Origin of the sequence: Microvirga tunisiensis, from assembly GCF_009296175.1 — a bacterium.
Lineage (GTDB): Bacteria > Pseudomonadota > Alphaproteobacteria > Rhizobiales > Beijerinckiaceae > Microvirga > Microvirga tunisiensis.
On the sequence record NZ_VOSK01000216.1, the window covers coordinates 1 to 11,058 of the forward strand.

12 protein-coding genes and 1 pseudogene are annotated in these 11,058 nt (G+C 60.6%); 9 read left to right on the plus strand and 4 right to left on the minus strand.

The genetic code is table 11. From position 1 onward, the window contains the following. Window positions 1–220 precede the first annotated feature (220 nt). The 4 genes from FS320_RS30380 to FS320_RS30395 all read left to right on the plus strand — a co-directional run bounded on the left by FS320_RS30380 (window position 221) and on the right by FS320_RS30395 (window position 4,348). The gene (locus FS320_RS30380) at window positions 221–697 is read left to right on the plus strand and encodes a hypothetical protein (RefSeq protein ID WP_152716023.1); all 477 of its coding nucleotides are present in this window, start codon (window positions 221–223) and stop codon (window positions 695–697) included. A 314-nt stretch (window positions 698–1,011) separates the two neighbouring features. Continuing rightward, window positions 1,012–2,886 carry a methanol/ethanol family PQQ-dependent dehydrogenase gene (locus tag FS320_RS30385; protein ID WP_152716025.1) on the plus strand — a complete coding sequence of 625 codons (1,875 nt, stop codon included), beginning with the start codon at window positions 1,012–1,014 and terminating at the stop codon, window positions 2,884–2,886. Window positions 2,887–2,997: 111 nt separating this feature from the next. Next, window positions 2,998–3,525 carry a c-type cytochrome, methanol metabolism-related gene (locus FS320_RS30390; protein WP_152716026.1) on the plus strand — a complete coding sequence of 176 codons (528 nt, stop codon included), beginning with the start codon at window positions 2,998–3,000 and terminating at the stop codon, window positions 3,523–3,525. Next, window positions 3,494–4,348: a substrate-binding domain-containing protein gene (locus tag FS320_RS30395; RefSeq protein WP_152716028.1), complete on the plus strand. Its 855-nt coding sequence runs from the start codon at window positions 3,494–3,496 to the stop codon at window positions 4,346–4,348. The genes FS320_RS30390 and FS320_RS30395 overlap by 32 nt, the downstream gene beginning before the upstream one ends. Window positions 4,349–4,356: 8 nt before the next feature. Here the strand turns inward: FS320_RS30395 and FS320_RS30400 are convergent, their stop codons facing one another. Genes FS320_RS30400 through FS320_RS30410 form a run of 3 tightly spaced genes read right to left on the minus strand, consistent with a single transcriptional unit; the run spans window position 4,357 to window position 6,574 of the window. Continuing rightward, entirely contained in the window at window positions 4,357–4,956 is a 600-nt protein-coding gene (locus FS320_RS30400) for a hypothetical protein (protein WP_152716030.1), read from the minus strand. Window positions 4,957–4,970: 14 nt separating this feature from the next. Continuing rightward, complete coding sequence (locus tag FS320_RS30405) at window positions 4,971–5,813, minus strand: ABC transporter permease (RefSeq protein ID WP_152716032.1); 843 nt, start codon at window positions 5,811–5,813, stop codon at window positions 4,971–4,973. Then, window positions 5,810–6,574, minus strand: coding sequence for an ATP-binding cassette domain-containing protein (locus FS320_RS30410; RefSeq protein ID WP_152716034.1), 765 nt, complete (start codon window positions 6,572–6,574; stop codon window positions 5,810–5,812). Before FS320_RS30410 ends, FS320_RS30405 begins: the two co-directional genes overlap by 4 nt. A gap of 266 nt (window positions 6,575–6,840) precedes the next feature. Between FS320_RS30410 and FS320_RS30415 the strand changes: the two genes are divergently transcribed. From FS320_RS30415 to FS320_RS30425, 3 genes are read left to right on the plus strand one after another with little or no spacing between them, the layout of a single operon-like run. Continuing rightward, window positions 6,841–7,830 carry an ABC transporter substrate-binding protein gene (locus FS320_RS30415; protein WP_244627491.1) on the plus strand — a complete coding sequence of 330 codons (990 nt, stop codon included), beginning with the start codon at window positions 6,841–6,843 and terminating at the stop codon, window positions 7,828–7,830. Between the two features lies 1 nt (window position 7,831). Further along, on the plus strand, window positions 7,832–8,596 hold the full coding sequence (locus tag FS320_RS30420; protein ID WP_152716036.1) for an ABC transporter permease: 765 nt from the start codon (window positions 7,832–7,834) through the stop codon (window positions 8,594–8,596). Beyond that, a complete protein-coding gene (locus FS320_RS30425) occupies window positions 8,584–9,309 on the plus strand; it encodes an ABC transporter ATP-binding protein (RefSeq protein WP_152716038.1) in 726 nt (241 codons plus the stop codon). The genes FS320_RS30420 and FS320_RS30425 overlap by 13 nt, the downstream gene beginning before the upstream one ends. A gap of 203 nt (window positions 9,310–9,512) precedes the next feature. On the opposite strand, the gene FS320_RS50955 is transcribed toward FS320_RS30425, so the two are convergent. After that, window positions 9,513–9,629 carry a DUF6894 family protein gene (locus FS320_RS50955; protein WP_420846795.1) on the minus strand — a complete coding sequence of 39 codons (117 nt, stop codon included), beginning with the start codon at window positions 9,627–9,629 and terminating at the stop codon, window positions 9,513–9,515. 805 nt (window positions 9,630–10,434) lie between these two features. Between FS320_RS50955 and FS320_RS30435 the strand changes: the two genes are divergently transcribed. Both FS320_RS30435 and FS320_RS30440 read left to right on the plus strand, forming a co-directional pair. Continuing rightward, the gene (locus FS320_RS30435; protein WP_152716041.1) at window positions 10,435–10,797 is read left to right on the plus strand and encodes a hypothetical protein; all 363 of its coding nucleotides are present in this window, start codon (window positions 10,435–10,437) and stop codon (window positions 10,795–10,797) included. Window positions 10,798–10,932: 135 nt separating this feature from the next. Next, a pseudogene (locus tag FS320_RS30440) lies at window positions 10,933–11,058 on the plus strand (S-(hydroxymethyl)glutathione dehydrogenase); the annotation flags it as partial.

The window sequence follows — 11,058 nt, forward strand, 5'->3', positions numbered from 1 at the left end:
CGGCGACGCGCACCCGAAGATCCAGGGAATAGCAATGACCCATAATCCACCTCCCGGTCCAGGCAGTGAATCACAGCTTGCCCTCGCACAGAAGCCCAAGAGTCTTATTTCGAGTCCGGTGCTCTAGAACCGTTTTTGAGGCATGCGCAAAGCCTTGATGGAACCGTCCTGGCGGGAGGCTATTGTCATGGCGTGCAATTCCTTAGAGGGAGGTGCGCACATGAGGACGAAGACTTTCTTAATTATGGGTGTGATTTCCTTAGTAACGAGTGTCGCGACAGCGTGGGCCGGATCCTGCACCGGCCGGATCGATGCTGTCTCGAAGCAAATGGCCAGTCATGATGCTGGCTCCGGACCGATCCATCCAGGCGGCGCTCAGGCAGGGCAGGGAGGGAATGTCAGCTCAACCGGCGCTATCCAGGTGCCGAAGGCTGGAGAGACGCCCAAAACCGAGGCAACGCCAGCGATGAATGCTGTCACTCAGGGACGGGCAACGTCACCTGCAGACGCCCGCGCCCAGACGCAGGGCCAGCCGACGAGTGCGCAGGTGGCGCAAGGGGCAGAAACTGCTGCGTCGGACAACGTGCGTCAGGCGATGGCGTCCCTCGACCGGGCTCGCACCTTTGACCGCGAGGGCAAGGAGGCCGACTGCATGAGTGCGGTGCAGGAAGCCGACCGGCTATTCGGTATGAAGTGATCACGGTCGAATGAGAAGAATTCCTCGGACGGTAGTCGCATGCGGAACTTGCAAATTCGCCATGTGATGACCGGAAGCGGAAAATTGATTAATACGGCAAAGTATTCTACATTAGGCAAATCTTCGGTCAAACCGGGCTGGCGTTAGCTGCGCCGTCCGACGCCAGCCAAGCCGAGACCATACTCCCCTTGGCCCGACGCCGCATGTGGCAGCCAGACGCCACCGAAGCCGAATGATCCCATAAGTGCGCCGCGTGAGTGGCCAGCAGGTGTTGGCCGCGTCTTGGCAAAAATGCGTGCATTGGGAGGAAACAAATGCGGAGAGTCGTACTTGCGACCGTGCTGCTTGGCACGGCGTCGGCACTTGCGCCGGTTGTTGCAAACGAAGACCTAATCAAGATGACCCAAGACTCGAAGCAATGGGCCATCCAAACGGGTGACTACGCCAACACCCGTTTTTCCAAGCTCAATCAGATCACAAAGGACAATGCCAGCAAGCTCCAGCCTGTCTGGACGTTCTCGACAGGCGTCCTTCGCGGACATGAGGGCGGACCGCTCGTGATCGGGGACGTGATGTATGTGCACACCCCGTTCCCCAACAACGTCTTTGCCCTCGACCTCAACAATGACGGCAAGATCCTGTGGAAATACGAGCCGAAGCAGGATCCTACCGTCATCCCGGTGATGTGCTGTGACACCGTCTATCGTGGCCTCGCCTATGCAGACGGCAAGATCTTTCTGCATCAGGCCGACACGACACTCGTGGCGCTTGACGCGAAGACGGGTGCGGTGGCCTGGTCCGTCAAGAACGGCGACCCGAAGAAGGGCGAGACCAACACGGCGACCGTCATGCCCGTGAAGGACAAGGTGCTCGTCGGCATCTCGGGCGGCGAATTCGGCGTGCGCGGGCACGTCACTGCCTATGACATGAAGACGGGCAAGCAGGCCTGGCGGGCCTACTCGACCGGACCGGACAGCGAAATGCTGGTCGATCCGGAAAAGACGACCCATCTCGGCAAGCCGATCGGCAAGGACTCCAGCCTTAAGACCTGGCAGGGCGAGCAGTGGAAGGTCGGCGGGTCGACGACCTGGGGATGGTACTCCTACGATCCCGAGTCGAACCTCGTGTACTACGGGACCGCCAACCCCTCGACCTGGAATCCGAAGCAGCGCCCCGGCGACAACAGATGGTCGATGACCATCATGGCCCGCGACGCGGACACGGGCATGGCCCGCTGGTTCTACCAGATGACGCCGCATGACGAGTGGGACTATGACGGCGTCAACGAGATGATCCTGGTCGATCAGGAAATCGGCGGACGTCCGCGCAAGCTCCTGGTCCACTTCGACCGCAACGGCCTTGCATACACCTTGGACCGTACCAATGGTGAGCTCCTTGTCGCGGAGAAGTACGATCCAGCCGTCAACTGGGTCTCCAAGGTCGATATGGACAAGAACAGTCCGACCTATGGCCGTCCCCAGGTCGTGTCGCAGTTCTCGACCGAGCAGCAGGGAGAGGACACCAACACGAAGCATGTCTGTCCCGCCGCGCTCGGCACGAAAGACCAGCAGCCGGCAGCGTTCTCGCCCCGGACGGGATTGTTCTACGTTCCGACCAATCACGTCTGCATGGACTACGAGCCCTTCCGCGTGAACTACACGGCTGGTCAGCCCTATGTCGGCGCGATCCTATCCATGTTCCCGCCTCAGGGCGAGACCAACATGGGCAACTTCATCGCGTGGGATGCCAGGACAGGCAAGATCGCCTGGACGAACAAGGAGCCGTTCTCGGTCTGGTCAGGCGCCTTAACGACGGCAGGAGATGTCGTCTTCTACGGGACGCTCGAAGGCTACCTGAAGGCCGTCGACGCCCAGACGGGCAAGGAGCTTTACAAGTTCAAGACACCGTCCGGCATCATCGGCAACGTCACGACCTATGAGCACGGCGGAAGGCAGTATATCGCCGTTCTGTCCGGCGTCGGTGGTTGGGCCGGTATCGGTCTTGCCGCTGGCCTGATGGGTGAGCAGGGAGCTGGAGCCTGGCAGACCGCCGTCAATCCCGGTCGCGAGGAGACTGGCAACAGGGCCATCGAAACAGCCGGTCTCGGCGCCGTCGGTGGTTATGCGGCGCTTTCCAACTACACCACGCTCGGCGGCACGCTGACGGTGTTCGCGTTACCGACGCAATGAAGGTGAAGCACGGCTGAGAATGAGGCGCCTAGCATCGACCCGCGATGCTAGGCGTTCTCAACTGAACGGCCGCTAGAAGAAACCGAAGGCTGGAACGAAAGAGACGAAGCGATGGCGAAGAATCGCAGTTGGGGCAGGGTTGCAGCTTTCGCAGTGGTGACAGTTGCCGTGTTCTCCCCCCTAACCCTTCACTCCGCCGAGACGGCGGTGAAGGGAGAGGACGGAAAGTACATGACCACCGAAGGCATGCCGACCTATAACGTCGGGTCGGATGGTACCGTGGACTGGTACACCTACAGCGGGTATCGGCGATATCATGCCGACTGCCACACGTGCCATGGTCCGGATGGGCAAGGAAGCAGCTATGCGCCGGCATTGGCGCACTCGCTCAAGACCCTCACCTACGAGCAGTTCATGGACGTGGTGGTCAACGGACGCCAGAAGGTCGGCGTCGCGGAGAACCAGGTCATGCCGGCATTCGCCCAGAACGTGAACGTCATGTGCTACATCGATGACCTTTACGTCTACCTGAAAGCACGGGCGGACGACGCTGTCCCTCGTGGACGTCCAGCGAAGCGGGAAGACAAACCAAAGGTAGCTACGCAAAATGAAGATTCATGTCTCGGACGCGGCGGCTGATCTGATCGCAGCAGCCGGCATCTCGCTGGCTGCCCTTCTCATGACGACGGGCTCGGCCACGGCACAACCGGCGGATCTGGTGTCGAGAACAGCTTTGCGCGTCTGCGCTGACCCTGCGAACATGCCGTTCTCGAACGAGGCAGGTGAGGGGTTCGAAAACAAGATCGCCGAACTGCTTGCCGCCGATCTGAAACTGCCGCTCGAATACACGTGGTTCCCGCAGGTGACGGGTTTCGTGCGCAACACGCTGGGTGCCAAGCGTTGCGATCTCGTGATGGGTTACGTTGCTGCGGGCGAGGTCATCCAGAACACCAATCCCTACTATAGGTCGGCCTGGGTGCTGGTTCTTCCGAAGGACCGTGGTCTCGATGGTATCGAGGCGCTCGACGATGCCCGTCTAAAGGGCAAACGCCTCGGCATCGTTGCAGGAGCCCCACCGGCCACGGTCATGGCTACGAACGGGCTGATGGCGCATGCAAAGCCCTACGCCCTCATGGTCGACCGACGCTACGAGTCGCCGGCCGAGGAAATGCTCCGGGACATCAAGGCAGGTGAGATCGAAGCCGGCATTCTATGGGGACCGATAGCGGGATACTACGTGAAGAAATCCGGCATGCCGCTCGCAGTCGTTCCACTCCTGCACGAGACCAAAACCGTTCCGATGACATACAGGATCACCCTTGGCCTGAGACATGGCGAGACCGAGTGGAAGCATCGCCTCAACGATTTCCTCGATGTCTATCGGGTGGAGATCCAGTCCATTCTCCTGCAATACGGGGTGCCACTTCTCGATGAGCAGGACAACGCTATCACTGCCCCATAAACTCATAATCAGTTGAGATGGCGTGAAATCTCCTGGGCAAGAGCGTAAACCCGCTGTTCCAGAAGGACCGGACTTTCGCAAACATACGTCAGGGCCTGATTGCGGTCATCATAGATGCGCGTATCCCACTGAAGCTTCTGCTCAAGTGCCGTCCGCTCCGTGGCGGTTTTGCTGTCCTGCTTGAGATTGCGGCTTGCTTCGCTGATCTGGTCGGCTAGCGATCTCTGTTTGCGGGCATACCGCTCAATGCCGTTGATGATGCGACGCCTCTCCGAATTGATGAGGTCGAAGACACCAGCGAAGAGCAATGTCAGCTTCGTCTCCTTCTCCTGTCCTGAAGCATTGCCGAGGCGCTCGATCGCGATGCTCGCTTCCACGAGGCTCGTCCGGCGCGAGGCGAGCGATCGGGCAAGGGCTGCGATGTCCTGATCGTCACGCCAATGGCTCGTCGCTGGGTCGACCGGTGGGCCAGCCCACATCTGGGCGACGCTCAGTTCCGCGACCCGGCGCTGGACACAGGGCCAGTCCATCTCGGAAGATAAAGCTGCCTGCGCCGAAAGCATACCGATGAAAATGAGCCCCAACCTGCCGTGCCAGCGTGAGGGCATGGGCTTCTCCGCAATCAATCAGCCATCGCTGGCGCACCGCGCCGGGCGATGAGGCCCTTGGAGGGATTATACACGAACAGGGACAGGATGAGAAAGACCGCCGTTACCCCGATCACGACCGCGAGTGAGGTTCCATCGAAGCGTGCATAGAGCGCAAATCGGATGGCTTCCACGGCGTAGGTGAAAGGGTTGAGCCGGCATATCTCATAGAGGGGGGGGCTCGATTCCTGAATGCGCCAAAGCGGGTAGAGCGCCGAGGAGGCGAAGAACATGGGAAAGATCACGAAGTTCATGACGCTGGCGAAGTTCTCGAGCTGCCGGAACAGGGAGGAGAGAAGGAGCCCCATTACCCCAAACATCAGGCCTGTCACCACCAGAACCGGGAGAAGCGTGAGATAGCCCACTAAGGGTGCCTCAACCTCCCAGAGATAAGCAATGAAGAGAAAGGCATAGACTTGCAGTAGGGAGGTAAGGACGCCGGCGATGAGCTTCGCGACGAGGAGGAACCAGCGCGGATAGGGGCTGACCAGCAGGATCCGCATGGCGCCGACCTCGCGGTCATAGACCATCGACAGCGAGGATTGCAGGCCGTTGAAGAGTTGGATCATCGCGACGAGGCCGGGCGTCACGTAGACCTCATACAGCACGTATGTCTCGTAAGGCGGAATGATCGAGACGCCAAGGACGGACCGGAACCCGGCCGCGAAGATGAACAGCCAGACGAGCGGCCTGACGAGCGCCGAGAGGAAGCGCCCTCTCTGGCTGAGAAACCGCAGGGCTTCGCGCGACACGATCCCGGTGAAGCAAATCGCGTAGCCGCTCGGTGAAAGAGGGCTCGTCCTTTCCATGGCGCTCATTCAGCAGGCTCTTGCCCAACGGCGGTCGCTCCGGAGGCATTGACCAGGTTCAGGAAGGCCGTCTGCAAATCGGGAGTGCCCGTTTGGGCAAGCACATCCTGAACGGATCCCTGTGTGAGGACCCGCCCCTTGTGGAGCACGACAAGGCGATCTGACATTTCAATCTCGTCCAGCAGATGGGTCGCCCACAGAATGCCGCGTCCTTCCTCGGCCACGAGGCGTCGCACCTCCCTGATGAGTCCCTGGCGCGCTTCGACGTCGAGACCGACCGTCGGCTCATCGAGAAGGAGGAGCGCGGGATCGTGGAGCAGCGCACGCGCGATCTCGAGCCGGCGCATCTGCCCGCCGGAAAGATTGCGGACCTTGTCGTCGATCCGATCGGCGAGGGCGAACTGTTTCAGGACTTGGGCAGCCCGCTCATGTGCCAGGCGTCGGCCTATGCCGTGCAGGGCGGCGTGGTAGAGCAGGCTCTGGCGCACGGACAGATCGAGGTCGAGGGTACGCGCCTGAAACACGATGCCGAGACGGGAAAGAGCCGCTGGAGCCTCCCGCCGCACGTCAAAGTCGAAGATCTGAATCGTGCCGGACGTACTGTCGTGGAGGCGGGTTACCAGCGAAAAGAGGGTTGTCTTGCCTGCGCCGTTCAAACCCAGCAGGGCGGTGAACGAGCCGGCAGGCACCGTCAAACTCACGCGGTCGAGCGCCGTGCGTGCGCCGAAGGCGTGGCTCACGTCATCGATGCGGAGTGCGGGCTGTGCCATCAAACCCGTTCCTGGTCCTGTGATAGACAATACATGATGTCCCGCGGTCGCCTCCCAGCCGGGAGGATTCTAACATTCCGAGCCTGGTGACGTCATATAGGTGTTAAGTCTCGCAAGGATAGGTTTGCGACTTGCAAATGGACGGCATCAGGATGAAGTCGGGAAGTGCCCAAGGCCGTCGAATGGGTTGAGCTTGAGATGGCGCACGGCTCGTCGTAATCTCCCGAATTGGAAACTGCGAGCTCGCCAAAAGCTAGGAGATTTCTATGGATCCACTTCGGCGTGTGCTCCTTGGAGGTTTTGCAGCCCTGGCCGTCATGCCCCGTGCATCGCCGGGGGCGGCACAGACCCCTGAACCCCTAAAGGTAGGGTCGCTCAAGTTCGGGACTGTCAACTGGCTCCTCGACACGATTGCCGGGGACAAGGTCGACATCAGGGAAGGGGTGCGGATCGAGCGGCTCGAACTCGCTTCCAATCAGGCAACGACTGTCGCTCTGCAAGCGGGCGCCGTCGACTTGATCGTCAGCGACTGGCTCTGGGCCATGCGCCAGCGGGCCGAGGGCGACAGCCTACTTTTCTGGCCGTACTCGAACGCCCTGGGCGCGCTGATGGTACCAAGGGACAAGGGGTTCACGTCCCTGGCGGATCTCAAGGGAAAGCGGATCGGGGTAGCCGGCAGCGCGCTCGACAAGAGCTGGCTCCTGCTGCGGGCCTTCTCTCGCAACAAGCTCAATGCCGATCTCACGGAAATCGTGGAACCCGTCTACGGCGCCCCACCGCTGCTGTCCGAGCAACTGAGGCTCGGACGCCTGGACGGTGTGCTGACGTTCTGGAATTTCGCAGCCCGGCTCGATGCAGCAGGATATCAGCCCTTGATCGATATGATCGATGTCATGACGGAGCTCGGAGTAACTCCTTCACCTCCACTCGTCGGGTTCGTCTGGCGTGAGGAACTCTTGCGGACGAAGCCGGATCAAATGACGGCGTTCTTCCGTGCAGTGAGTGGTGCCAACCAGATCCTCAAGAACGACGAAACCGCATGGGAACGTCTCAGACCCGCAATGGGCATCGGGTCGGATGCCGAATTCGGCCGGTTGAAGGACTATTTCAGGGCGGGCATCCCCACACCATGGGGCGCAGCCGAGACCCAGGCCGCCGAACGGCTGTTCGGCATTCTCAGCGAACTCGGCGGACCGGAGTTGGTCGGCCCCAGGACGCGCTTCGACCCCACCCTGTTCTGGGTGCCGAAGGCCTAGCATGAAGTACCAACTGGCCAAGCGCTTAACACATCTTGCTTGGTCGGCACTGTCAATCGCCGTTTTGGTGGGTGCCTGGCAGATCGCAGCGTCCTTCTCCGACCCGCGCCTGCTGCCGGGGCCGGGTCGGGTCGGAGCAACGCTTGTCGAGGCCGGGCTCGAAGGCTCCCTCTTCACCAATATCGGCATCACGCTGGCGCGGGTTCTCGCGAGCTTCATCCTGGCGATGACGATAGGGACGGCCATTGGCATCGCACTCGGACGCGTGCTGCGGCTGAACCGCTTCTTCGATCCCTGGCTGATCCTCTTCCTGAACCTACCGGCCCTGGTTGTCGTCGTTCTCTGTTACATCTGGCTGGGCCTGACCGAGGCGGCTGCCATTACCGCGGTTGCGATCAACAAGATCCCAAACGTGGCAGTGACCTTGCGGGAAGGCGGCAGGGCGCTGGACCGTGACCTTCTTGAAATGGCTTCCGCATACAGGATCGGCCGGTGGCGGACCTTGCGCCACGTGATCCTGCCCCAACTGTCCCCTTACTTCATGGGTGCCATCCGCTCGGGCTTGGCACTGGTGTGGAAGATCGTGCTTGTTGTCGAACTCCTCGGCCGCAGCAATGGAGTGGGCTTCGTCATCGGCTCGGCGTTCCAACTCTTCGATGTCTCCACCATCCTGGCCTACGCCCTCGCGTTCGTCGCCGTCATCCAGATGATCGAACTGTTCATCCTCCAGCCATGGGAGCGGAGGCTGAACCAATGGCGGCGATGACCGGACTCAAGATCGAGATCGACTGCAAGAGCTATCCTCCGCTGGGCGGCGCCCCGATGCGTCGGATCTTCGAGGGATTTCATCTGTCGGTCGATCCAGGGGCATTCGTCTGCCTTCTCGGTCAATCTGGTATCGGCAAGACGACGTTGCTGAACATGATCTCGGGGCTGGACACGGATTACTCCGGCCGGATCGAGTTTCACGGCGAGCCGAAGCCGCGCATGGGTTACGTCTTCCAGACGCCGCGCCTGCTGCCGTGGCGGACCGTGCTTGAGAATATCCTGCTCCCCCTACCGTCAACGGAGTCCGCACGGGAGACAGCGCTCGATCTTCTCGCCGGCATGGGAATATCGGACACCCAGGATGTCTATCCGGAACGGCTCTCCCTCGGCATGCAGCGTCGCGTTGCGCTCGCGCGGGCATTTGCCATCGGCCCGGATGTCTTGCTGATGGATGAGCCTTTCACATCGCTGGATGAGTCGACAGCAGATAGGTTACGCGATCTCCTGATTGCGATGCTGGCGCAGAGGCCCGCTACCGTCCTCTTCGTCACGCATGACAGCCGGGACGCCATCCGGATGGCGGAGCGAATTCTCGTTCTTTCCGGCTCGCCTGCCCATGCCGTCAAGGATGTCAGCGTCGGAATGAACCTTGACGAACGCCTGGACAAGGGGGCGGTCGAGGCGTTCCGGGGCCGCTTTCTGGCCCAATAATGAGCATCACCCAGAGGACGCGTAGTGCCGCGCCTGACTTCTATCGGAACCAATCGCACGCATGAGAAGAAACAAATATCTATTCGAGTCCATGCTTAGGGATCGACCGAGAGGCTCAAAAGAAGCATCACCTGATGCACTCTCGACCTCAATGGTGCAGTCGTGGGTTTTCGGCCTCTGGCTGTGTACTCAAAATCAAGGTCTTAGGCAGCGTGCAATGCTGCGTTGTTTGCGCTCACCACATCGGGGAAGTGGAGGCCCAACTCGTCTTTGCTCAAGGTCTCGCCGTGGCACCGGATGTGGAAGTAAAAGCGCGGCATGGCCTCTCACGAGCCTTGAGCCGGCCACGCCGCGTGATCGGCATACGTGAATAGATTGGGAGTGTCGGACATGGTGGCGCTCCTCAGTCTTGCAGGCGGGAGCAGACGTCCCTCTCAGCCACCAGCGCCTAAGGGGTCGAGCCGGCCGGTGATACCGGACAACGGATCAGACCTGGTCCTGCCCAAGCGAGACTGCGTTGTTGGCGGAACGGGACATAATGGAACAACTCCAACGGAGCCAGTCCCTGGATGTGCGTATGGCGGCATCTGAACCCGTATCAAAGGCCAGCCTCGGGGTAAGGCGGCGGCCTGATGCGGGCTATGACCAAGCACTTTGCCGAATTCTGGCTGCCTTATGAGTGCAATCTCAGTCAGATCCAAATATTCGGGTTGAACTATCTCTCTCGGCCTTGCTTATGTTTCCAGCCGGACAGGTGGTTTGGATCCGAGGATTTGCTGCCTAGCAGGAGGGCTATCAAATATGGCGTTAGTCTTCCTCGTCTGCTTGATCTCAGCTCCCGACACCTGCAAGGAGGAGCGGTTCAGCTTTGCGTTCGAGCCTGTCAGCGATCTTGGCTGTATGATGGGGGCGCAGCCCAGGATGGCGGAGTGGACGAATACGCATCCCGGGTGGCGCGTTGCCCGCTGGAAGTGCGTTCCTGCGGAACTGGAAGAGATACACACGATCTAAGGCAGGGAGAGCACCCCACGGCGACTTGATGCGTGCGGGCCGCCACCATCGACGGCATTCACCAGCAATGAAGTTTTTGATATGCTGCGCCTAAATCCCACGGGGAAGTGGCGCATGTCTTGGGCGAACGTTGTCTCGAGGTGCAGTCTCGTTCTGGGGCTGATGACGACCTATCCAGCCGGTGCCCAGGATGAGGGCATCAATGACTATCCCACGCCAGCCCGCGCCGACTATGTCTTTGCCTGCATGGCAGCCAACGGAGGAACGCGGCTGGCGCTGGAGCGCTGCTCGTGCTCCATCGACGTCATCGCGTCGATTTTTCCCTATGAGCGCTATGTCCAGGCTGAAACTGCCCTCAGCGTAGGCCAGCGGCCCGGCGAAGGTGCAGAGCTCTTTCGCAGCAATCCGTTCATGCGGGACCTCATCGCCGATCTTCGCCGCGCGCAGGCAGAGGCCGAAGTGGAATGCTTTCCCTGAACCCGATGATCCTTTTTAGTAGTTCCGGCGTCGCGCCAGGAGGCATCATCGCTGTGGTTCGATCCATCACTTTCCGCTAAACTTGGGCATTCCCTGCACGAACATCTGGAGCAAACTAACGGAAGGGGTAACGCCATGGAAACGAGGGCCGCAGTCGCGTGGGAGGCTGGCAAGCCGCTCACCATCGAGACCATCCGCATCGACGGCCCGAAGGCGGGTGAGGTGCTCGTGGAGGTGATGGCGACGGGCGTCTGCCACACG